At 38.5% G+C, this 22,459-nt stretch carries 19 protein-coding genes and 3 tRNA genes; 5 read left to right on the top strand and 17 right to left on the bottom strand.

Going from position 1 to position 22,459, the window contains the following annotated elements; genetic code table 11:
- Positions 1-11: 11 nt before the first annotated feature.
- The 4 genes from EUBHAL_RS12150 to EUBHAL_RS12135 all read right to left on the bottom strand — a co-directional run bounded on the left by EUBHAL_RS12150 (position 12) and on the right by EUBHAL_RS12135 (position 6,317).
- A tRNA-Leu gene (locus tag EUBHAL_RS12150) sits at positions 12-96 on the bottom strand.
- A gap of 235 nt (positions 97-331) precedes the next feature.
- Positions 332-4,090 carry a phosphoribosylformylglycinamidine synthase gene (locus tag EUBHAL_RS12145; protein ID WP_005350220.1) on the bottom strand — a complete coding sequence of 1,253 codons (3,759 nt, stop codon included), beginning with the start codon at positions 4,088-4,090 and terminating at the stop codon, positions 332-334.
- A 179-nt stretch (positions 4,091-4,269) separates the two neighbouring features.
- Positions 4,270-5,214 (bottom strand): M14 family metallopeptidase, encoded by a 945-nt coding sequence (locus EUBHAL_RS12140; RefSeq protein WP_005350216.1) that lies wholly within the window; start codon positions 5,212-5,214, stop codon positions 4,270-4,272.
- A 149-nt stretch (positions 5,215-5,363) separates the two neighbouring features.
- Positions 5,364-6,317, bottom strand: a complete 954-nt coding sequence (locus EUBHAL_RS12135) for a M14 family metallopeptidase (protein WP_005350212.1) — start codon at positions 6,315-6,317, stop codon at positions 5,364-5,366.
- Positions 6,318-6,515: 198 nt separating this feature from the next.
- Here EUBHAL_RS12135 and EUBHAL_RS12130 point away from each other — a divergent pair, with 198 nt between their 5' ends.
- From EUBHAL_RS12130 to EUBHAL_RS12120, 3 genes are all read left to right on the top strand, one after another.
- Entirely contained in the window at positions 6,516-6,995 is a 480-nt protein-coding gene (locus tag EUBHAL_RS12130; protein ID WP_005350206.1) for an S-ribosylhomocysteine lyase, read from the top strand.
- A gap of 235 nt (positions 6,996-7,230) precedes the next feature.
- The gene (locus EUBHAL_RS12125; protein WP_022170740.1) at positions 7,231-7,425 is read left to right on the top strand and encodes a hypothetical protein; all 195 of its coding nucleotides are present in this window, start codon (positions 7,231-7,233) and stop codon (positions 7,423-7,425) included.
- Positions 7,426-7,835: 410 nt separating this feature from the next.
- Positions 7,836-7,920 (top strand) — tRNA-Leu (locus EUBHAL_RS12120).
- Between the two features lie 570 nt (positions 7,921-8,490).
- On the opposite strand, the gene EUBHAL_RS12115 is transcribed toward EUBHAL_RS12120, so the two are convergent.
- The 13 genes from EUBHAL_RS12115 to EUBHAL_RS12055 form a co-directional block, all read right to left on the bottom strand.
- Positions 8,491-9,282, bottom strand: a complete 792-nt coding sequence (locus EUBHAL_RS12115) for a 4Fe-4S binding protein (RefSeq protein WP_005350192.1) — start codon at positions 9,280-9,282, stop codon at positions 8,491-8,493.
- A 176-nt stretch (positions 9,283-9,458) separates the two neighbouring features.
- A tRNA-Leu gene (locus EUBHAL_RS12110) sits at positions 9,459-9,543 on the bottom strand.
- Positions 9,544-9,878: 335 nt separating this feature from the next.
- Positions 9,879-10,547: a hypothetical protein gene (locus EUBHAL_RS12105; protein WP_005350189.1), complete on the bottom strand. Its 669-nt coding sequence runs from the start codon at positions 10,545-10,547 to the stop codon at positions 9,879-9,881.
- A 6-nt stretch (positions 10,548-10,553) separates the two neighbouring features.
- Positions 10,554-11,627: a glucosaminidase domain-containing protein gene (locus EUBHAL_RS14960; RefSeq protein ID WP_005350186.1), complete on the bottom strand. Its 1,074-nt coding sequence runs from the start codon at positions 11,625-11,627 to the stop codon at positions 10,554-10,556.
- A gap of 108 nt (positions 11,628-11,735) precedes the next feature.
- Entirely contained in the window at positions 11,736-12,092 is a 357-nt protein-coding gene (gene rplT, locus EUBHAL_RS12095; RefSeq protein ID WP_005350184.1) for a 50S ribosomal protein L20, read from the bottom strand.
- Positions 12,093-12,115: 23 nt separating this feature from the next.
- Entirely contained in the window at positions 12,116-12,313 is a 198-nt protein-coding gene (rpmI, locus tag EUBHAL_RS12090) for a 50S ribosomal protein L35 (RefSeq protein ID WP_005350182.1), read from the bottom strand.
- Between the two features lie 30 nt (positions 12,314-12,343).
- On the bottom strand, positions 12,344-12,838 hold the full coding sequence (infC, locus tag EUBHAL_RS12085) for a translation initiation factor IF-3 (RefSeq protein ID WP_005350181.1): 495 nt from the start codon (positions 12,836-12,838) through the stop codon (positions 12,344-12,346).
- 453 nt (positions 12,839-13,291) lie between these two features.
- Positions 13,292-13,771 (bottom strand): deoxycytidylate deaminase, encoded by a 480-nt coding sequence (locus tag EUBHAL_RS12080; RefSeq protein WP_005350180.1) that lies wholly within the window; start codon positions 13,769-13,771, stop codon positions 13,292-13,294.
- Positions 13,772-14,087: 316 nt separating this feature from the next.
- Positions 14,088-15,296: an aspartate kinase gene (locus tag EUBHAL_RS12075; RefSeq protein WP_005350179.1), complete on the bottom strand. Its 1,209-nt coding sequence runs from the start codon at positions 15,294-15,296 to the stop codon at positions 14,088-14,090.
- Between the two features lie 216 nt (positions 15,297-15,512).
- Positions 15,513-16,718, bottom strand: a complete 1,206-nt coding sequence (locus tag EUBHAL_RS12070) for a homoserine dehydrogenase (protein WP_005350178.1) — start codon at positions 16,716-16,718, stop codon at positions 15,513-15,515.
- A gap of 11 nt (positions 16,719-16,729) precedes the next feature.
- Positions 16,730-17,173 carry an ACT domain-containing protein gene (locus tag EUBHAL_RS12065; protein WP_005350177.1) on the bottom strand — a complete coding sequence of 148 codons (444 nt, stop codon included), beginning with the start codon at positions 17,171-17,173 and terminating at the stop codon, positions 16,730-16,732.
- A 385-nt stretch (positions 17,174-17,558) separates the two neighbouring features.
- On the bottom strand, positions 17,559-18,110 hold the full coding sequence (locus EUBHAL_RS12060; RefSeq protein ID WP_005350172.1) for an HD domain-containing protein: 552 nt from the start codon (positions 18,108-18,110) through the stop codon (positions 17,559-17,561).
- Between the two features lie 3 nt (positions 18,111-18,113).
- The gene (locus EUBHAL_RS12055) at positions 18,114-20,207 is read right to left on the bottom strand and encodes an elongation factor G (protein ID WP_005350170.1); all 2,094 of its coding nucleotides are present in this window, start codon (positions 20,205-20,207) and stop codon (positions 18,114-18,116) included.
- Between the two features lie 578 nt (positions 20,208-20,785).
- Here EUBHAL_RS12055 and EUBHAL_RS12050 point away from each other — a divergent pair.
- A complete protein-coding gene (locus EUBHAL_RS12050; RefSeq protein WP_005350168.1) occupies positions 20,786-21,889 on the top strand; it encodes a prephenate dehydrogenase in 1,104 nt (367 codons plus the stop codon).
- A 131-nt stretch (positions 21,890-22,020) separates the two neighbouring features.
- Positions 22,021-22,434, top strand: coding sequence for an IS200/IS605 family transposase (gene tnpA / locus EUBHAL_RS12045; RefSeq protein ID WP_005350166.1), 414 nt, complete (start codon positions 22,021-22,023; stop codon positions 22,432-22,434).
- Positions 22,435-22,459: the final 25 nt, after the last annotated feature.

The following is a 22,459-nucleotide window of genomic DNA, read 5'->3' as shown; positions in this document are numbered from 1 at the left end:
TCTTCCAACAATGCAGTTGACGGGACTTGAACCCGTACCCAGTCAGCCCGGACTAGATCCTTAGTCTAGCGCGTATGCCAATTCCGCCACAACTGCTTATCAGTGGTTATCTCTCTCACCGACGAAAATTATTATATCACAAGGATTTTTAAAATGCAAGAATTTTTTTCAAATTTTTTTGACTTTTTATAAACAAAACAGATGAAACCTGAGAAACCAATATGCAGTATTGGTTTCTCAGGTTTCTGTCTCTTGCCTACAGAATAATTGAAAAATACGACTGCCACTTTCTCTGGGGGGCGTCTCCCCCTTGCCTGCGGCAATTCAGAATTTACTTAAAGTATTCTACTCCACTTTCGAAAATCTTCTGATCCTGTTTTGCGTAAATATTCTTAGCAATATTCTCTCCGATACGTTCGGAATGTGCCATCTTACCAAGGACACGTCCGTCTGGGCTTGTGATACCTTCAATAGCATAGTAGGAACCATTTGGATTGTAGCGGTCATCCATTGTAGGTTCTCCGTTTAAGTTAACATACTGTGTTGCAACCTGTCCATTCTTGAATAATTTTTCAATCCATTCTTTGCTTGCAACAAAACGTCCTTCACCATGAGATGCAGGAATTGCATAAATCTGGTCAAGTACGGCTTTACGAAGCCATGGGGACTTGTTGGTTACTACTTTTGTATATACCATAGTAGATACATGGCGGCCAATCTCGTTCATTGTCAGTGTTGGAGAATCTTCTGTCTGGTTAACGATTTCTCCATATGGTACAAGACCGAGCTTAACGAGTGCCTGGAATCCATTACAGATACCAAGTGCAAGACCGTCTCTCTCGTTAAGAAGCTTCATAACGGACTCTTTAATCTTTTCATTTCTAAATACGGTTGCAAAGAACTTCGCAGAACCTTCTGGTTCATCACCCGCACTGAATCCGCCTGGGAACATAATAATCTGTGCCTGGCTGATTGCCTTTTCAAATGCATCTACAGATTCAAGAATGTCGGATTCTGACTGGTTCTTAAATACAAGTGTCTCTACTTCTGCTCCTGCGCGGCGGAATGCCTTTGCAGAATCGTATTCACAGTTTGTTCCTGGGAATACTGGAATAAATACCTTTGGAACTGCAACTTTATTTTTGCATACATAAATGTCATTTGTACGGTATAATGGCTGTGATACGTTATGTTTCGTTGCATTTGTCTTTGTAGGGAATACAGATTCTAATGGTTTCTGCCATACGTCACACATCTCTTTTAAAGAAATCTCTTCTTCACCAACCTGGAAGAATGGATCATCTGTAACTCGTCCTACAAATATATTCGGCAGAACTGCCATCTCATCCATCCATTCTGTAGGAATCTCTACAAGAATAGAACCATAATATTTCTTTGTAAGATCTTCCTTATTAAAGTCTCTTACTAACTTCACACCATACATATTTCCAAAGCTCATCTTGCTGATTGCCTCAATCAGTCCGCCTGCTCCAAGAGCATATGCAGATGCGATAACATCTTTACGCATTAATTTATGAATCGTATCATAAATCTTTCCGGCCTCTTTATAATCCGGAATACCATATTCATCAAATGGAATATCCACACGAAGAAGATTATTACCTGCTTTCTTAAATTCTGGTGTTACAACATGGGAAGCCTTTGTATAATCTACAGCAAAGGAAACTAATGTTGGTGGAACATCGATATCTTCAAAGGAGCCAGACATACTATCTTTTCCTCCGATGGATGGAATTCCAAAACCTTTCTGTGCATTGTAAGCACCGAGTAATGCAGCAAATGGTTTACCCCATCTCTTAGGATCTGTGCCAAGTCTTTCAAAATATTCCTGGAATGTCAGACGAATCTTACGGAAGTCTCCACCGGCAGCTACAATCTTAGCTACAGACTCAAGTACTGCATAAACGGCTCCATGGTATGGACTCCAGCTTGAAAGATATGGATCAAATCCGTAGGACATCATCGTTGTAAGTTCTGTCTTACCTTCTAATACAGGTAACTTCGCTGTCATTGTCTGGATTGGAGTAAGCTGTGTCTTTCCACCAAATGGCATGGTAACTGTTCCAGCTCCGATAGAGCTGTCAAACATTTCTACTAAGCCTTTCTTAGAACATACATTAAGGTCAGAAAGTTTCTCTGTCCACATCTCTTTTGCGTCTTTGAATTCATCCTGTTTTTTGTAGTAACATTCTTTCTCGTCAGGCATTTCTACTTCAACCGTTGTTTCCTGATGTGCACCATTCGTATCTAAGAATGCACGAGAGAGGTTTACGATTTCTTTGCCTCTCCAGGACATAACAAGACGTTTTGCCTCTGTTACTTCTGCAACTACTGTTGCTTCTAAGTTCTCTTCTTCTGCGTAAGTGAGGAACTGTTCTACATCTTTTTTATCAAGAACAACTGCCATACGTTCCTGAGATTCAGAAATGGCAAGTTCTGTTCCGTCAAGTCCGGCGTATTTCTTAGGTACTTTGTCAAGGTCGATGCGAAGTCCGTCAGCAAGCTCGCCGATTGCTACAGATACACCGCCGGCACCAAAGTCATTACACTTCTTAATAAGGATACTTACTTCCTCACGACGGAATAATCTCTGAATCTTACGTTCTGTAGGTGCGTTACCTTTCTGTACTTCTGCTCCACAAGTATCAATAGACTTTGTTGTGTGAGCTTTGGAAGAACCTGTTGCTCCACCACAGCCATCACGACCAGTACGTCCACCTAATAATACGATGATATCGCCTGGATCAGAAGTTTCTCTGATAACATTCTTTCTTGGAGCTGCACCGATAACTGCACCAATCTCCATACGCTTTGCAACATAACCTGGATGATATACTTCATCTACTAATCCTGTAGCAAGACCAATCTGGTTACCATAAGAGCTATATCCCTTTGCAGCGCCAGTAGTCAGCTTTCTCTGTGGAAGCTTACCTTTCATCGTCTCTGCCATAGGAACAGTAGGATCTGCACAACCAGTTACTCGCATTGCCTGATATACATAGGAACGTCCTGATAACGGGTCACGGATCGCACCACCAAGACAGGTAGCTGCACCACCAAATGGTTCGATTTCTGTTGGATGGTTATGTGTCTCGTTCTTAAAGCTGATCAGCCATTCTTCTGTCTTATCTTCAAATTCTACAGGAACAACGATACTGCAGGCATTAATTTCATCGCTCTCTTCCATATTATCAAGAAGTCCGTCCTGTTTTAACTTCTTCATTCCCATAAGAGCAAGATCCATCAGGCAGATAAACTTATCCTTTCTGTCTCCATATACTTCTGCACGGTCAGCAAGATATTCATTATATGTCTTTTCAAAAAGAGGTTTATAATATCCATCACCAAATGTAACATCCTTAAGTTCTGTAGAGAATGTTGTATGACGGCAATGGTCAGACCAGTATGTATCTAACACACGAATCTCTGTCATGGAAGGGTTTCTGTCTTCTTCTCCATGATAGTAATTCTGGATATAACGGAAATCTTCAAATGTCATTGCAAGACCTAAAGAATCGTAAAGTGCCTTCAGTTCTTCTTCTGGCATATCCTTAAATCCGTCAAAGATTGCAACATCTGCTGGTTCTTCGTAATCCATAACGAGGGTTTCCGGCTTCTTCTCGTCTGTCTCTCTGGAATCTACCGGGTTGATACAGTATTCTTTGATCTTCTCAAATTCCTCATCACTGATATTACCAGAAAAAACATAAGTTGTTGCAGAGCGGATAATTGGTTCTTCCTTCTCATTAAGAAGCTGTAAACACTGCATAGCTGAATCGGCTCTCTGATCAAACTGTCCAGGAAGATATTCTACGCTAAATACTCTGTCTCCCTCTTTTTTAGGGAAATCTTCCTCGTACAAATCATCTACAGGTGGTTCTGAGAATACGGTAACTGCCGCTTTTTCCATCGTTTCTGCTGAGACATTCTCCACATCATAGCGAATCAGAACTCTGACATTACTGACATCATCTATAGAAAGATATGCCTTTAATTCTTCTGCAAGTTCTTTTGCCTTTACCGCATAGGACGGTTTCTTTTCCACATATAATCTCTTTACCTGACTCATGATATCCTCCAAGTATGTTTAATTAAATTGTGGGGACAATTCAGAAATTATCCCCTGCTTTTCTGTTAAAAATATGATAACACTTTTTTATTCTATTTCCTATGGTTTTATATCAGTTTCTTCAAAACCATGAATTCTGACAAAAATCGACGAAAAAAATTCAAAAATTTTTAGATTTTTTACAGATGAATCCTCTTGATTATCTGAAATACCAAAAGATTTGAATAGACAACCGGCCTTGTTTCCGCGTAAAAAATGATACCATCTGTTGGTGCTTTTACTTCGGAAATAATCTCCCCGCTATCTGCCTTCATAATCTGCGCCAAAACATCTCCTCTGCTGACTTCCTGACCACATTCTGCTTTCTTTATAAAAATGCCTGCAGCCTCTGTCATGATGGGCTCTAAATCTCCCTCTTTTAAGACGCTCGCAATATAACCGCTGTGAGAATAATAACGGATAATCCCCATTCTTGTAAGGAAACGCAGAATAGAAGAAACGGCCTGCGCTGCCAGTTCATCATCAATTTTTCCTGTCATGCCTGTATACAAAGAAAAAGCCTCCGTACCATTTCTTTGCCAGTTATTATGTAATGTTGTTCTGTCAAATGGTCTGCTTTTTGCCTCAATAACATAAGGCAGTCCGAACAGGTTTGCAAGGCTGGTACTTCCATGTTCCGGATCAAGCAATCGGATATGCGGCATAAACGTTCCCCCAAGATAAAAGGATGGCAGATGAATGCCATATCGGTATCCTTTTGTCGTTTCCATAATCGCATATGCCACACGGCTTCCCGATTCCCCAGACGGATTTCCAGGAAACAATCTGTTTAAATCGGTGTCATCAGAAATCCAGAAACGCTTTCCAAAATCCATCGACATATTACTTACAGAAGGGATTACTAAAATGCCATTCTCCCCCACAATGTCTCCATGCTTTTCTATTTTTTTCAATACATCAATCAGCTTTGAACAAATGTAAAGCTGCTGGTATTCATTTCCTCTCAAGGCCCCAACAATGCAGGCAGAATGTTCTTTTCCTTCATTTTTCCCAAAATAATATCCTTTTACATTAATTTCCTGTTGAAAAGGAGACTCCATCGAATATAAGACCTTTTCTTCCATGTAAATATCCTCTCTTTCTTCATGTACTTCCAAACCTTTTTATTCTTCATTCTGTAAGAAGATTTTTATGTTACCGGTGTCCCAATTTATAAGGTATGCACAGGGCGTACTCTAACAAAATTAGGATACATCTATCGGAGTTCTTACTTTTATTCGTACTTTCCAGCAGGTCTTTCTGTTTTACAAATCCTTGCCAAAAGCTCTCCCTCACAAACTGCCGGATATTCTCTTAAACTAAAAATCATTCCATCACACGGTACTGTTATCTCCTCGATTTCCGCACCAAGAATGGGACGCACGATTGAGCCTATCATCTGTCCTTCTCTCACATAACTTCCAATCTGCGCTTTAGGAATAAAAATCCCACTTGTATTACAGTGTACTACTTCCACGTCATTTTTCTTTACCGTTACAGTCTTTTTCGTAGGCGAAACTTCTCCATCAAAAATGTCTAACTCTTTCATCATCCGAAAAACACCATCCAGCACTTTTTTACAATAGTCATAATCTATCTTCAGTGCGATTCCCGACTCAATCACCACGTTCGGAATGCCTTTTCTTCGTAAGCTGTAAGCAAGACTTCCCTCCCACACAGAAGAAGAATTACTATTCATCCACAACACAGGAATCCCTGACTTTTGCGCAAGTTCTGTCACTTTTTTTCCAGCATTTTCCGGCACTCGAATCTGCGGAATCTCCCGGATAAAAATATCACTCGAATGAATATCAATGCAAAAATCTGATCCCATTAAATCTGCAACGACTTCTGCCGCCATATATTCTATCGTATGTCCATGACGGCTACCCGGAAACATTGCATTCATATCTAATGCACCCGGAGCATTCCGCTTTCTTATCTCCAGTGCCATCGGGGTCACACAAGGATATATATCGACAATCCCTCTTAAATGTTCTCTCTCTTCCTTAATTCTTCGTATCAGCTCATAACAGATATACTGTCCCTGTAATTCATCTCCATGAACCCCGGCAACAATACTTAATCTTGGCATATCCTCCCGTATATAATCTGGCTCTAACCTGTTTTTCTTTATTTTTATTGGAAGTCCTACCGGCATCTGCGCCGTCATTACTGTCTCTATCATCTATAGTCTCCCTTCTGTTAATTAAAAATCATTATGACGCTTTTGAAATAACTCTCAAAACTATTTTTTATACTTCCTTTTGCTTTTACGGCCGCTTCACTTATTGACCTTTTGGCTTTTGTGAGCTATCATTAACTTCATATAGAATATACTATAAATTTATCTTTTGCAAATTTTTATATTAGGAGGATGTAAATTATGGATAAAATAGCAAGTTTTACCGTAAATCACCTTGATTTAATTCCAGGGGTTTATGTTTCAAGAAAAGACTATGTTGGAAAAGAAGTTCTCACCACTTTTGACCTGCGTATGACTGCACCAAACAGAGAACCTGTTATGAACACTGCCGAACTTCATACAATCGAACATCTGGCCGCAACCTATTTAAGAAATAATGATGAGTGGAAAGAAAAAGTTATTTACTTTGGACCAATGGGCTGCCGTACTGGATGTTATTTAATTCTTGCAGGCGATTACGAATCCAAAGATGTCGTAGGACTTGTACGCGACACTTTTTCATTTATCGCTGATTACGAGGGAGAAATTCCGGGCGCCGCTGCAAGAGACTGTGGCAATTATCTTGACCAGAACCTTCCAATGGCAAAATATCTTGCGAAAAAATATTTAAACGAAGCGTTAAATAACCCTTCTGAAAAAAATCTGATTTATCCTGCATAAATCTTTGAACTTTTCACATACTACCTCCTGTACCTAATCAATATGCTCTTATGTATTCTCGGAATCTTTTTATGCTTGATTTTGTGAGAAGATTTTTTGTCAGTTGTGCCCAATTTTTTGAAGCGTACGCAGTGCGTACGTTGATGAAATTCGGGTGCGGCTGGCGGAAAATCAGCCACGAAAGCAAGCGCAAGAAAGACTCCGAGAGTACATTCTTAAAAAAGGAGGATTTATCATGAAAAGTTCAAAGAAAACCTATCAGGAAGTTGCAGAAGCCTGTAGCAAATACCAGCCAGTATCTGAAGAATACGGATTTAAAAATTCTTCCTGTGAATGCAACACACCAAGCTGCTTAAACTGTACTCATTTTACAGATCAGGAACACTGTGATTTAGACTTATATGATCAGATTGTAGAGAGAATCAAGTAACTTCTGATTTGTAGAACGAAACAGACGCCAGCAAAGAGAGCCTATCCCCTATATTTGTGACTTTAGTCGCTGCGGTTTGAATACTAGCTTCATATGCTCGTATCCAAACCTTGCTCCGAGGCCACAAATATAGGGGATAGGCTCTCTTTGCTGGCTGACTGTGAATGCTGGCACAAAATCAGAATTCATGTTAGAAACTTTGGGGATTCTCCAGAATATTATGAATTCGCAAAAAAATTAGCTTCTCTATAACATAGTATAAAAAGATATTACTTTAGAGCGTGTTTAAAAAATCATTCCAGCAACCTGCACGCTTCAATTTTTTCACTGATTTGTTGAAAAAGTTCTTGCATTTTAAAATATGTTGTGATATAATGATTTTCGTTGGTGAGAAAGCCAATTAATAATGTGCAGTTGTGGCGGAATTGGCATACGCGCTAGACTAAGGATCTAGTCCGGGCTGACTGGGTACGGGTTCAAGTCCCGTCAACTGCATAAGATGAGAGCTGAAGATTTTATCTTCGGCTCTTTTTATTTTAATCCATTAATCAATATAAAAATAGTTATGTATAGTTTATCTGGAGTGATATCTGCTACATAACTATTTTTTGAATTTAATCAAGTAGCTTGTTTGGATAACTATAAATGCAAAAGCCATAGGAGTAGTTGAGTAACTTCTGGAGAAGATTTGAGAATGGCCTTGGAAGATGGTTACTTTTTCGAGTGATAAAACCATAAACAATTTCTAATTGGCGGGAAAAATAACAACCATAAATCAGTGTATTATTATGATATTGATTTAAGCATTAATCCTACAGAATTTCGTTTCCTGGATATTCCATATCTTCTGCTTTCTTCCTCAAATTTTTCAAAAAGGAATTCTGACTTTGCACCTGTTGCCAACAAACAGAACTCCTGAAGATAAATAAAACATATTTGTGACCTCGGAGCTAGGTTTGGATGCGAGCACATCAGAGAACATTCAAACCGCCGCGACTAAAGTCTTAAATATGTTTTATTTATTTTCGGGAGTTCGTCTACTTTGCCAGACAGGCAAATCAGAAGCTAAGCGATTGTATACCAATTTTCTTTTCTGACTCCGCACAATGGAGATAACTTCTCCTGTAATACCTTAAATGGTTCCTCTGTGAAATACTTAGCCTGTGTTGGACAAATTCTTAAACAGGAACCACAACGCAGACAGATACTGCTGTCAATCTCTTTTGGGTTACTCTCGCTGATTGCTTTTACCGGACATACATCCGCGCATAGCATACAGTAGATACAATATTCATTTGTTTCTACTTTGAATGGAAATTCTCCCATTGGTGGTTTGGTGTATGGAAAAGTTCCAGGAACTTCTAAGTCGCCGGCATCATATGTAACGAGAAGACGAAGGCGTTCTTTTAATTTGTCCCCAAATTCTCCTGCCATTTTTAAATCTTCTTCATCAGGTCTGCCCTCTGCACATTCTTTTAAGAATGTATGCTGGCAGACGAAAGAAGCAGCACCAACAGGGATAAATCCCTTATCAATTACATTTTTCTTTAACTCAATTAATGTATCATCAATATCACGGTTTCCGTAAGTCGCTACAAGAACAACAGGCGTGTTTGACCCAGTAAAATGCCTTAAGGCATCTACAACTGGTGCCGGGACTCTTCCGCCATAAGCAGGAACCCCGATAATAAGAAGTTCATTTTCTTTAAAATAGTAATCTTCCTGACGTGTAGCATAATCTGTTAAATTAATAGATTCTACTGGATAGTTTTGAAAAGATGATGCAATATGGGAAACAACTTTTTCTGTAGTGTTTCCTGGACTAAAATACGCATAATAAATTTTAAGTAACTGCATAATAAAAAACCCCCTGTGTATTGAAAATTTTTACCATTAAATCTATTATAAAATGAATAGAAGAAAGAGACAAGGTAGCATTATGCGGGAAAAAGAAAAGTTTTTGTTAATATTAGATTTAGATTTGCCATAAAACAAAAAAAGAACTGAAGATTAAATCTTCAGCTCTCACTCAATGCAGTTGACGGGACTTGAACCCGTACCCAGTCAGCCCGGACTAGATCCTTAGTCTAGCGCGTATGCCAATTCCGCCACAACTGCTTATCAGTAATTATCTCTCTCACTGACAAAATTTATTATATCACAGTGTTTTTTTAATTGCAAGTACTTTTTTAAATTTTTTAAATTTTTTCGTTTTTTTTAATTTTAAGAAAAATAATGCTTTTTATAGAAAAAACAAGCGTCCCTATATCATGGTATAGTGTATATATTTTCTCATATCACCTCATTTACACTTTTTGTCTTAGAGCGTGTTTGAAAAACACGCTTCAGCTTAACAATAAAGAGTAACAAAAAGAGAGAGGTTCCAAAGTATAAAGCATCTTACTGGAACATCCCCCTTTTTGGGTTTTGCCTGTTTTTAATTTGAGAAATAACTACTCTGTCGTGTAATCATTTAAATACTGAATATCTGTCGTAAGGTAAAGCCCTTCTTCTGTAATATAGGCGGAATCTCCATTTTTCAATGTTACTTTTCCTTTAATTGGTACTTTATCGCCTACATATACAGATTTAACTACATTATCTGCAGAAAAATCAGCCCACGCGCGGAGTCGTACTCCTGTTGAACTAATATATGTGATTGCTACATAACCACCTAGCTTTTCATAGGATGTAAGTTCTTCTGTATAATTTTCACTTGCCTTTAGATACATGCCATTTCTCAAATGATAGTACGTCTTACCTTCATAGCTTCCCTTTTTACTTGCCCAGAGAATCTGTCCGTTCTTCAAAGATACCGCACCTTTTTTCTTCTTCTCTCCCGGCAGCTTTGAGGTATAAATTCCTTTTTCAGGCACATCTTTTATCATAATGTATCCTGACTGAAATGTTTTGTCTGTGTCCAGATACTCTTTATGAATATCCTGTGTACTACTCTCGGCTTCTTTTTGAACAGCGTTTCCCTGATATTCTCGTCCTTTCAAAAAATGCTTAAATCCAAAAATAAATAGAAGTACACAAATTACCAGCGCAAGAGAAAAACCCATAGATAGAAAAGACTTTTTAGTGGATTCCATATCCTGATTATTTTCTTGTTTTTTCATAAATAATTAATTGTCCCAACTTGTAAGATTATATTTTTTAATAAGTGTTGTCAATTCAGAAACATAACCAGACCAGGTACAGTAGCCACCTTTTTGAAGAATTGAAAGCTGTGTAGAATAACTCTTTGTTGTGGTAAGTCCATTATAGCGTCTGTGTGTACCATTCATTGCATTAGAAAGATATGCTGAATGATCAGCAATCGACTGGGCTACAGAACTATATTTACGGAACTTAGCTGTAATAATTACCTTTTTCCCGTTATATTCTTCTGTTGTTTTTACTTCCGCATAGCTTTTTCCATCCCATGCAGAACCAGACCAGCTGTTACCGGAAAGAGATGTTTTCATTCCAAACATATTGTTAGAACTTTGTGTAAGACCAGATTTGCCCCAGCCGCTCTCGTTGATTGCCTGTGCTAATGTTACAGAAGCAAGTACTCCTGTCTTTCTGTAATCTTCTCTTGCAATCGGACCTACTGCGTTAACAAATTCCTGTGTACTCATATTCTTAAAAGCGGTTGCCTGCAGGCTGCTACCTACTGTCGTTCCATTGGATGTTGATGGTGCATTCGTTGTTATCGCTTTTCCCGTCATGTAGATTGCTTTTCTCGCTGCATTATATGTATAATTGATGCCTAATGCCTCACACACTACCTTAGCTGGAACCATAATCAATCCCGTTCCACCCACTTTTGCCTTAAATGGAGCTGTACGAATCTTTTCTTTCTTTCCATTTATGTAAGCGTATGTTTTATTCAAATATAAAACTATTTTATTACCATTATAAGAAAGTGTTAAAACCTTGCCTTTGTTCTGCTTTGAATAAGATACTTTTGGACCTCTTTTTACCATTGTATAACTATAAGGTATCATAATATTTCCATTAACCATTAATCCTGGTCTTGTCACACTGTTCACTCTTTTACTATTATAATACACTTTGTAACTTGAACCAGTATAACGAACTCTTTTACCGCCTCTGCTGTAAGTAACTGCTGCCGCAGCACTAAGCGAACTAAATGCCAGTACAAACACCATCAAAAAAATTGCAGCTTTTTTAATAACCTTTACATTTTTCATAACTATCTCCTCCCTTTTAGAAACAAAAATTAATGTTATTTAATAAATGGACAACTTTTTTGTAAACAAAAAAGGCCAACAGATAATATCTGCTGGCCTTAATCTTCATTAAGCTAATTTGCTCTTTGCTAATTCTGCAAGAGCTGCGAAACCTGCCGGATCAGCGATTGCCATCTCGGAAAGCATCTTTCTGTTAACTTCTACGCCTGCTAACTTTAAGCCGTACATGAACTTGCTGTAAGAAAGTCCGTTCATTCTTGCTGCAGCGTTGATACGTGCGATCCATAACTGTCTGAACTGTCTCTTCTTCTGCTTTCTTCCTGCGTAAGCGCTTGTTAAAGCTCTCATTACGGACTGTTTAGCTACTCTATACTGTTTAGATCTTGCTCCTCTGTAACCTTTCGCAAGCTTCAGTGTTCTGTTATGTCTTTTCTTTGCGCCAATTGCGCCTTTTACTCTAGCCATTAATTACTTCCTCCTATATACGATTAAAGATATGGTAAAATCTTCTTCATGTTCTTTACGTTAGTTGCATCTGTCATTGCAGCTTTTCTTAAATTTCTTTTTCTCTTCTGAGATTTCTTTGTTAAGATATGGCTCTTGTAAGCTTTATTTCTTTTTAACTTTCCGCTACCTGTCTTTTTAAAACGTTTTGCAGCAGCTCTGCTTGTTTTCATTTTTGGCATAATATTAGTCCTCCTAATTTCTAATCTTAATTAACGTTTTTCAGTTAAAAACATTATCATACTTCTTCCTTCAAATTTAGGCTGCTTATCAACAACAGCTACATCTGAAAGCTGCTCGGCAAATTCTTCAAGGATTACCTTACTGGAATTCACATGAGCAAGTTCTCTTCCGCGGAAACGGAGAGTTACTTTAACCTTATCGCCTTTGGAAAGGAACTTTCTAGCCTGATTAATCTTTGTGTTCAGGTCGTTCTTATCAATGTTTGGTGAAAGTCTTACTTCCTTCACATCAATTGTCTTCTGTTTTTTCTTTGCTTCCTTTTCTTTACGGGCAAGCTCATATCTATATTTTCCATAATCAATAATCTTGCACACAGGCGGCTTTGCATTCGGAGCAATCTTTACAAGGTCAAGCTCTGCTTCTCTTGCAAGCTTCATAGCTTCCTTTGAAGACATAATTCCAAGCTGTTCTCCATTACTGCTGATAACTCTGACCTCTCTGTCACGTACCTGTTCATTAATCATTAATTCGTTAATAGTAGTACACCTCCATAAAATAAAAATTAGTCCGGCGATTCAAGTACACCTTTGTGCCCAAACCCCATGAAAAACATAGAAAAAAATGGACAGTCACAAGACCATCCACGAATATCTCATAATCCCTGCCATAAGCAGTTCATTATACTTACGATATCAACCCGAGTCACCATTGTGCTAAGGTGAGAGTGGACACTCTGCTTCTTTGTTACTCAATAACCTTAATTACTATAGCATTACTTAAGTAACATGTCAAGTCTTTTTAAAAACTTTTTTTAATTTTCTTTAAAAACTCTTTTTACATTAAAATATATCTTAATTATATATCGTCTGTGAAATACCTCGTAATCTAATTATCAGGAATTCCTGCTTAAATTTCTCAAAATGTCCATTCGTCAATGGCTATTTCAAAAGAAGTGAAATACTCTGTCCCGGAATTAATTATAAATCTAAAACTAATTCCTTGCCTTCTTTCTGGTACTGTCTGTAAGTAATTCCTACCATATCAAGCATTCTTTTAGCCGCTATTGTAGAATCCGTGTCCGCATACTTATCAGAATAATAAATCACCTCTGTAATTCCTGCCTGAATAATCGCTTTCGTACACTCATTACAAGGAAATAATGTCGTATAAATACGTGCACCTCTTAAAGAACCACCACTGTAATTAAGAATGGCATTCAGCTCCGCATGACACACATACAAATACTTTGTATCAAGAGGAGTTCCTTTTCTCTCCCACGGCATTCTATCATCATTACATCCCGTTGGCATTCCATTATATCCCATAGAAAGAATCTTATTATGCGGATTTACAATACAGGAACCAACCTGTGTGTTGTTGTCCTTGCTTCTTTGTGCAGAAAGAAGGGCAACCCCCATAAAGTAGGCATCCCAGGATACATAATCTTGTCTTTTCATTGCTCACTCTCCTATCGGCATTATTTCTTTAATGATAACACAATCAAAAGGTAAAAACAATTCTGATTTGCGCAGCAAAGGAGACGCTCTCAGTAAATAAAATAACCTATATTTGTGACTTTAGTCGCTGCGGGTTGAACACTCGCTTACACACGCTCGTATCCAACCCTTGCTCCGAGGCCACAAATATAGGTTATTTTATTTACTGAGAGCTGTCTTTGGCTGCCTATTCAAACTCAGAATTTATTTTGAGAAAGATTTGAGAGAGAATTTAGCTTCAGGAGTTCGTCTGCTTTGCAGCCTCACAAATCAGAAATTAGTCACCTAAAGCAAATTTATCATGTACTGCATTCAGTGCCTTTTCTGTGTATTTCTCATCGATAAGGACTGTTACGCGGATTTCAGAAGTACTGATCATCTTGATGTTAACTCCTGCATCGTATAAAGCTTCAAACATAGAAGCTGCAACACCTGGATGTGTCATCATTCCAGCACCTACGATAGAAATCTTAGCCACATCTTTTTCTTCATCAATCTTGTTGTACTCGCTCTTAGGGAAGCTCTTCTGGATGATTGCTACTGCTTCATCAGCTTCGTCTTCTGCTACAGTAAAGGAAATATCCTTTGTTCCGTTACGTCCTACGGACTGTAAGATAATATCAACGTTAATGTTATATTTTGCAAGTGCATTAAAGAGGTGGAATGCGATTCCTGGCTCATCCTTTAATCCAATTACTGCAATTCTTGTGGCATTCTTATCTGCTGCAACACCGCTTACAAGCATCTTTTCCATGTTTACTTCCTCCCTGACGATTGTTCCTTCGTGATTATTTAAACTAGATCTTACTACTAACTGTACTCCATACTTCTTTGCCATTTCTACAGAACGGTTATGAAGAACTCCCGCTCCAAGAGAAGCTAAATCAAGCATCTCATCATATGTGATTTCAGCAAGCTTTCTTGCTTTCTTTACATAACGTGGATCTGCTGTATAGACACCATCTACATCTGTGTAGATTTCGCAGGCATCTGCGTGAAGAGCTGCTGCTAATGCTACGGCTGTTGTATCAGATCCGCCTCTTCCGAGTGTTGTTACATTATCAAACTTATCAATTCCCTGGAATCCTGTAACGAGAACGATTTTTCTCTGCTCTAATTCGTTGCGGATGCGGTCTGTGTCGATTCTCTTTAACTGTGCGTTACCATAGCGATGTGTGGTGTGCATTGCTACCTGAAATGCATTCAGTGAAATAGCTGGAACTCCTAAAGAGCCCATTGCCATTGCCATAAGAGATACGGAAACCTGCTCTCCTGTTGTCATGAGCATATCCATCTCTCTTTTTGATGGAGTTGGATTGATATCTTTTGCCATATCAATCAGCTCATCGGTAGATTTACCCATTGCGGATAAAACAACAACTACATCATTACCTTTCTGGTAATCTTCGATACATCTTTTGGCAACATTTAAAATTCTTTCTTTGTTCCCTACAGATGTTCCTCCGAATTTTTTAACGATTAACATTCTGTTCCTCCCTAAGTCTTTCAGTTTTTATCTATTGTTTCAATTTACGATTGACTTTTCAAGTGACATAAAAAGTAACCGTAAAAATCATATCTTTATTAATATACTGCAAAAATCTTCATGCCCGACTTATCAGACAAATCATAGATAAACCAATATATCAAATTTCTATGAGTACTTTTTATTATGCCAACTATTCTACATAGTTTTTAACAATCAGTCAAGACGAATACGATTAATAATATGTCCGGCCTTTTCTGCTGCTTCATTGAAAGCACTCTCTTTCATCACTCCTGTGATAAATGCCTTTTCATTGATACCTTCTACAGATACCATCTCTACTGCTCCAAATGCTGCTGTGATTGCCTTTGCTTCTGCATCTGCCGGCATTCTTACAAAATACTGTCTCTCGAAGTCACCGAGGTCACTTAATGTAAGTTTCTCCGGATTCCAAAGAATTTTAATATTTTTACCAGTATGTTTTACACAATCTACGACATCTGCTGCTACTGCACTGGCTGTCGGAAGCTTTCCTGCTCCCTTACCATAAAACATTGTCTCATCTACCATATTCCCACGGACAAAAATGGCATTAAATACATCATTTACTCCGGAAAGTGGATGTGCATTATCTAAAAGCATCGGGCAGACCATCGCATAAATCTTACCATCAACTCTCCAACTGTTTCCAAGAAGCTTAATACTTTTGTTCATCGCTGTAGCATAGCGGATATCTTCTGCAGTAATGCTTGTGATTCCTTCTGTATAGATATCTTCAAAATCTACCTGCTGTCCAAAGGCAAGAGAAGATAAGATCGCAATCTTACGGCAGGCATCATAACCTTCCACATCTGCTTCCGGATGAAGTTCTGCGTAACCTTTTTCCTGTGCTTCTTTTAATGCTTCCTCAAAAGAGATTCCCTCTTCTTTCATTCTTGTAAGCATGTAGTTTGTTGTACCATTTAAGATTCCGCTAACTTCTTCGATAACATCTGCGGTAAGGCACTGTACTAACGGACGGATAATTGGGATACCGCCGCCGACACTTGCTTCAAACAAAAAGTTGATATTTTTCTCATGGGCAATGGCAATAAGTTCTGCTCCATGCTTTGCAACAAGTTCTTTATTTGAGGTTGCCACGCTTCTTCCGTTAAGTAATGCTCTTTTTACAAATGTGTATGCAGGCTCTACGCCACCCATACATTCTACAACAACCTGAACATCCTCATCTTTATCAATAATGTCATAGTCATGAACGACTTTATCTGCATTCGGATCTCCAGGGAAATCTCTTAAATCCAAAATATACTTTACGGCTATTTCCTCTCCGGCTCTCTGTGCAATGACTTCGGTATTGGTCTGCAATACTTCTACAACTCCAGAACCAATTGTACCATATCCTAACACCGCTACATTTACCATCTTTATCCTCCTTATTCCTCTGAAACAATCTTCAGATTATTAATCCCATCTGCATTTTCAATTCTATCAAAAAGTACTGCCACATCTTCTGTGATTGGTAAAATCATTACACTAAGTGTTATCAGTGCGATATGATTCACCGGTATACTCTGATGTATCGACAAGATATTTGCCTTGCAGTCTGCCACAATTTTCAGTATACTGGAAAGTAATCCCGGCTGATCTTCCATTTCCATTACAAAGGTAATTGTCTTTCCCTGAATCTTTTCATGAATCGGGAAAATGTCATCTTTATATTTGTAATAAGAACTCCGACTGATTCCAACGGCATCAATCGCCTCTTTGATTGTTTTTGCCTTTCCTCTGTTTAGAAGAACATTTGCTTCCGCTACTTTTAATAAAATTTCCGGCAAAGCTTTCTTCTTTACCATATAAAATTTCGAACCATTCTCCATATTGTAATCTCCTGTACAGAACAGTAATTTCTCTCTTCTGCATATTTGTTCGCCAGTGAAACACATTTGTTCTCACCTGAAAGATATTATCATATTATTCCCATCCTTGCAACTGCTTTTTTTAAAAAAATGCAAATCTAAAACTCTTTTCTTTCATTTTTTTATTAAAATCCATTAAATAAACACTTTTATAAAGCGAGGTATGCAGATTGTTGAAATAATTTTTCAAATACGCTCTGTCCGTTCTTTCTTGGAACTTTCTGTCAAACTTCCCATAACAAAAAGAACAGATACCCCGACTATTTCATCGATGATATCTGTTCTTTTTTAACATTCTAAGTTTCGTTTACACCCAACTTCTATGTATGGAAATAAACACTATAAATTAATCTACAACTACACCGCGAAACACATAAGCAATCAATTCACAAAACTCCCAGTATTCAGGAAAATTCTCCATATCTTTCAGCGAGTCACATAATCCCCGATAATACCATGCCTGCTGCCTTTTATCCTTCATATTAAAGCGTTCCCACAGCTTATCTCCAATCATCTGATAATCTCTTTTTAAAGATCTGGCATTCGAAAGCTTATCTCCTAAAGCAACCAGCTTCATATCAGAAGCCTTTTCTTCCTTTAACCTTTTTACTGTATTAGCCTTCCGCTCGTTCCAGGACCCCCCCTTTTCCTCGCTCTCAGCCTTTACAATCTCCGCCACTCTTTCTCCAAACTCCTGGCAGAGTGTAGAAAACGTTACTTCCTTACAATCTTCCAAAGTATCATGGAGGATTGCCGCTGCAATCACTTCCTTATCCTGCGTCATCCTTGAGACAATAACCCCCACCTCTAATGGATGAACAATATAGGGAAGCTTGGTTCCTTTTCGAAACTGACCCTCATGGGCCTTCGTAGCAAATGTAATCGCTTTATCAATCATAGTTTATTTAACATTCTCCTTTTCAGCCGCTGCTTCTTTTAATACTTTTTCCTGAGCATCTGCTGGCATCTGCTCATATCTGCTAAATTCATAGGAGAACTCTCCACTTCCTCCGGTCATAGAACGTAAGTCTGTAGAATATCCAATCAGGCTTGCTAAAGGAATATCTGCTACTAATTCCTGACGGCCACCCTCTAATGGATTCATTCCAAGAATACGGCCACGGCGTTTGTTTAAATCGCCCATAACATCACCGGTATTCTTATCAAGAACGTCTACCTTAAGATTTACGATTGGCTCAAGAAGAACTGGTTTGGCATCCATCACACCATTCTTAAATGCAGTAATTGCTGCCATCTTAAATGCCATTTCGGAAGAGTCAACTGGATGATAAGAACCATCTGTTAATGTTGCTTTAATTCCAACTACTGGATATCCAGCCAAAGGTCCTTTAAGGCAGCTTTCTGCAATACCTTTTTCAACTGCTGGGAAGTAGTTCTTTGGAACAGCTCCGCCGAAAATCTTCTCATCAAATACATATGGTGTCTCTAAATCGCCAGACGGTTCAAATTCCATAAGAACATCACCATACTGTCCATGTCCACCAGACTGTTTTTTATATTTGCCTCGAACTTCTACTTTACTGCGGATAGTCTCTTTAAAGGCTACCTTTGGTTTTACAAGTTCAATCTCTACTTTATATCTGTCGGCAAGCTTACTCTTTACGATTTCAAGATGCTGGTCTCCTAAACCATATAATAACATCTGACGGTTCGCTTTGTCATTAACTTCTTTTAATGTAAGGTCTTCATCCATTAACTTCTTAAGAGCTGCCGAAATCTTATCCTCATCACCCTTGGTCTTTGCAATGTAACGAACGAATGTATATGGTTCTGGCATCTCTGCCTTCTCAAATATGATTGGGTTTGCCTTTGGTGATAATGTATCGCCTGTCTTTGTAACAGAAAGTTTTGCGATAGCACCGATATCACCTGCATAAAGGGCATTCACTTCAATCTGTTCCTTACCTCTTAATACATAAAGCTTACCGATACGTTCTTCTGCGTCTTTATTTGCATTATAAACAGCACTGTCTGCCTTTAAAATACCATCTGTAACTTTTACTAAAGAGAAACGTCCTACAAATGGATCTGCGATTGTCTTAAATACATAAGCACTTACCGGCTGGCTTACATCGTAAGATGCACTAACTGGCTCGTCTGTCTTCACCTTTATTCCAACGAACTGGTCTGTTACCATACCTGGTGCGGAGAAATATTTTACCATATCGTGAAGAAGGATATTAGCACCGTAGTCTGTGTTGATCGCACCACAGATAACTGGCATAAGATCTCTCTTAGCAATAGAAGAAACAATCGCTGTCTTAATCTCTTCTTCTGTAAATGGTTCTTCTGCAAAGAACTTCTCCATGAGTTCCTCACTTGTCTCTGCAACACCTTCCATTAACTGCTGACGATACTCGTCAAGCTCATCGTTCACTCCTTCTTCTACTTCTTTTTCGTAGTAAGTTCCATTTGGCTGTAAACGACATTCAAGCATCTTGGCTGCATTGATAAATCCCTTAAACTCTGTGCCTTCTTTCATTGGCATATGGAATGGTACAATCTTGTTACCATAACTTTCACGAAGTTCATCAATGATTGCGGAAGCATCTACATGTTCATCTTCTACACATGTGATGTATACGATAACAGGAATACCTCTCTTCGCACAGAAATCGAAACTCTTTCTTGTTCCAACTTCTACACCTGACTTACCATTGATAACGATGATTGCTCCATCTGCTACGCTCAATGCTTCATATACTTCTCCAGAGAAATCAAAGAAACCAGGAGTATCTAAAAGATTCACCTTAACTCCGTCTACCTCTAATGGAATAACTGAGGACTGAATTGAAAACTTTCTCTTAACCTCTTCTTTGTCGTAATCACTTACTGTACCGCCTTCTGTTACTGTACGAACCCTCTTAATAATCCCCGTTGTAAAAGCCATAGATTCAATTAAAGAAGTCTTACCACAGCCACCATGTCCAAGTAATACGACATTTCTAATACTTTCGGTTGCATATACGTTCATAATCAGTTCCTCCCGTGTTGTTTAATCATATTTGTGAGAATTTTACGTCAGAATTTGTAGGATAAATGAATCAATATTCTTATGTCAGGATTCTCACAGGTCTATTTTAACAAAAAACTTGTCATTTCACAAGAGTAATTTTGGCATTTTGACATATTTTTTTGAGGACACAGAATTATGCCGAGTCATTATGGCTTCCTCTCCATAAAAACTGCCCCTACCATCTATTTACAACATCGTTTCTCTTGCGGGTTGAATGTTCGCATGTGAATCATATAGAAATACATATACCTTCTACCCTTTTCACTTTAGCACTAAAAAGTGTTGACATGGTGTGAATTTCCATGTACAATAAAAGCCATTGAAATCTCGCATCAGTACACTAACCTGCGATATTGAACTTCCTGGTGGAAATCTATCCCACGGCATATTAGAGCGAGGATTGAATGTGAGTATGGAAGCGAACATTCAACCCGCAAGCGAAACGATGCCGTGGGATAGATTTCCACCAGGAAGTTCACTCCACAGCCTTCATCCCTGATGCGAATACAAAATTCACACTTTTTGGAGGTTGCACCATGAATGCAAATCATATGACAATCGGCTTTATCGGCCTTGGACTTATCGGCGGTTCTATCGCCAAAACAATACGAAGAATTCATCCGGATAGTATTATCTATGGATTTGATACAGATATTGATTCTCTTAAAATGGCAAAGGAAGATGGTACATTAACGCAGTACTTTGAAACACTTGACCCTACATTTTCATCCTGTGATATTATCTTTCTCTGTGCGCCGGTATCTAATAATATCGAGTACTTAAAAGAATTAAAAGGAATCATTTCTGAAAGCTGCCTGCTTACGGATGTTGGTAGTGTAAAAGAACCGATTCAGTCTGCCATCAAGGAACTTGGCATGGAGTCAAACTTTATCGGCGGTCATCCGATGGTTGGTTCTGAAAAGTCAGGCTACGCTCACGCAAATGATCATCTTCTTGAGAATGCCTACTATTTCCTGACACCAAGCGAGCGCACTTTATTCCAGCTTACGACAAAGTTCTCCTCTTTTATTCAGGGACTCGGTGCACTTGCCGTTTCTTTAAAACCAGAAGAGCACGACTTTATCACTGCAGCTATCAGTCATGTACCACATATTGTCGCAGCAGAACTTGTTCATCTTGTCCGCCGCGCAGACCGCAATAATGGTATGTTAAAACAGCTTGCTGCCGGAGGTTTTAAAGATATTACACGAATCGCATCTTCTTCTCCGGTTATGTGGGAGCAGATTTGTGAAAATAACTCTTCAAATATAAAAACGCTTCTCACATCCATGATTCATGATTTACAGGAAGTCATTGACCAGCTTGATAAGGAAAATGGAGCATATGTGAATGAATACTTTAAAGAAGCCGGTGATTACCGTAATTCTGTACCAGACCATTCTATCGGACTATTTGACAAAGTACATAAACTTTATGTCCATATCCCAGATCAGCCAGGTACAATCGCTACTGTCGCTTCTCTTCTTGCCTTTAACAATATCAGCTTAAAGAATATCGGCATCATTTATAATCGGGAATTTGAAGAAGGTGTTCTTGAAATCGTTCTTTATGACGAAGAATCCTGCCAGAAAGGCGCACAGGTATTAGAGGAAAGAAACTATATTGTACATATTCGTTAATTTATCCTTTTCCAGCAAGAAGACTCCGACCTCTAAGGTGGGAGATGGATTGCGTCTGTTACCTACTTGATATTGCATTCTAATCATAGTATAATATATTCAGTCGCATGATAAAGAAAGGTTGAAATACAATGAATTTAGATAATAATGCACATTCAGTATTCTTACTGCACTATCATCTTGTGCTTGTGGTTAAGTATCGTAGACAGGTTTTTGATGATGGTATTTCCAGCAGGGCGAAAGAGATATTTGAGTATATTGCTCCAAACTACAATATTACTCTTGAGGAATGGAATCACGATAAAGACCATATACATATCCTTTTCAGGGCACACCCCAATACGGAAATAAGTAAGTTCATAAATGCATATAAGAGTGCAAGCAGCAGACTTCTTAAGAAAGAGTTTCCGCAGATACGGCAAAAGTTGTGGAAAGAACATTTCTGGAGCCAGAGTTTTTGTTTGATTACAACAGGCGATGCTCCAATTGAAGTGTTCAAAAAATATATAGAAAGTCAGGGACAAAGGGACCGAAAAAGGAAGTGACAGAGTGGCGAACAGAGCATATAAA

This window comes from Anaerobutyricum hallii DSM 3353, from assembly GCF_000173975.1.
GTDB lineage: Bacteria > Bacillota > Clostridia > Lachnospirales > Lachnospiraceae > Anaerobutyricum > Anaerobutyricum hallii.
The sequence above is the reverse complement of the archived record's forward strand: the minus strand, read 5'-3'. Positions and strand labels throughout refer to the sequence as shown.

What these genes read in the sequence shown, in the direction of transcription:
- EUBHAL_RS14960 (WP_005350186.1), bottom strand. Translation starts at nt 11,627, where the DNA reads ATGAAAAATGTAAAGGTTATTAAAAAAGCTGCAATTTTTTTGATGGTG.
- EUBHAL_RS12105 (WP_005350189.1), bottom strand. Translation starts at nt 10,547, where the DNA reads ATGAAAAAACAAGAAAATAATCAGGATATGGAATCCACTAAAAAGTCT.
- EUBHAL_RS12080 (WP_005350180.1), bottom strand. Translation starts at nt 13,771, where the DNA reads ATGAAAAGACAAGATTATGTATCCTGGGATGCCTACTTTATGGGGGTT.
- EUBHAL_RS12070 (WP_005350178.1), bottom strand. Translation starts at nt 16,718, where the DNA reads ATGGTAAATGTAGCGGTGTTAGGATATGGTACAATTGGTTCTGGAGTT.
- EUBHAL_RS12135 (WP_005350212.1), bottom strand. Translation starts at nt 6,317, where the DNA reads ATGATAGAGACAGTAATGACGGCGCAGATGCCGGTAGGACTTCCAATA.
- EUBHAL_RS12130 (WP_005350206.1), top strand. Translation starts at nt 6,516, where the DNA reads ATGGATAAAATAGCAAGTTTTACCGTAAATCACCTTGATTTAATTCCA.
- EUBHAL_RS12065 (WP_005350177.1), bottom strand. Translation starts at nt 17,173, where the DNA reads ATGGAGAATGGTTCGAAATTTTATATGGTAAAGAAGAAAGCTTTGCCG.
- EUBHAL_RS12145 (WP_005350220.1), bottom strand. Translation starts at nt 4,090, where the DNA reads ATGAGTCAGGTAAAGAGATTATATGTGGAAAAGAAACCGTCCTATGCG.
- EUBHAL_RS12140 (WP_005350216.1), bottom strand. Translation starts at nt 5,214, where the DNA reads ATGGAAGAAAAGGTCTTATATTCGATGGAGTCTCCTTTTCAACAGGAA.
- EUBHAL_RS12125 (WP_022170740.1), top strand. Translation starts at nt 7,231, where the DNA reads ATGAAAAGTTCAAAGAAAACCTATCAGGAAGTTGCAGAAGCCTGTAGC.
- tnpA (WP_005350166.1), top strand. Translation starts at nt 22,021, where the DNA reads ATGAATTTAGATAATAATGCACATTCAGTATTCTTACTGCACTATCAT.
- infC (WP_005350181.1), bottom strand. Translation starts at nt 12,838, where the DNA reads ATGATTAATGAACAGGTACGTGACAGAGAGGTCAGAGTTATCAGCAGT.
- EUBHAL_RS12055 (WP_005350170.1), bottom strand. Translation starts at nt 20,207, where the DNA reads ATGAACGTATATGCAACCGAAAGTATTAGAAATGTCGTATTACTTGGA.
- EUBHAL_RS12115 (WP_005350192.1), bottom strand. Translation starts at nt 9,282, where the DNA reads ATGCAGTTACTTAAAATTTATTATGCGTATTTTAGTCCAGGAAACACT.
- EUBHAL_RS12075 (WP_005350179.1), bottom strand. Translation starts at nt 15,296, where the DNA reads ATGTTAATCGTTAAAAAATTCGGAGGAACATCTGTAGGGAACAAAGAA.
- rpmI (WP_005350182.1), bottom strand. Translation starts at nt 12,313, where the DNA reads ATGCCAAAAATGAAAACAAGCAGAGCTGCTGCAAAACGTTTTAAAAAG.
- rplT (WP_005350184.1), bottom strand. Translation starts at nt 12,092, where the DNA reads ATGGCTAGAGTAAAAGGCGCAATTGGCGCAAAGAAAAGACATAACAGA.
- EUBHAL_RS12050 (WP_005350168.1), top strand. Translation starts at nt 20,786, where the DNA reads ATGAATGCAAATCATATGACAATCGGCTTTATCGGCCTTGGACTTATC.
- EUBHAL_RS12060 (WP_005350172.1), bottom strand. Translation starts at nt 18,110, where the DNA reads ATGATTGATAAAGCGATTACATTTGCTACGAAGGCCCATGAGGGTCAG.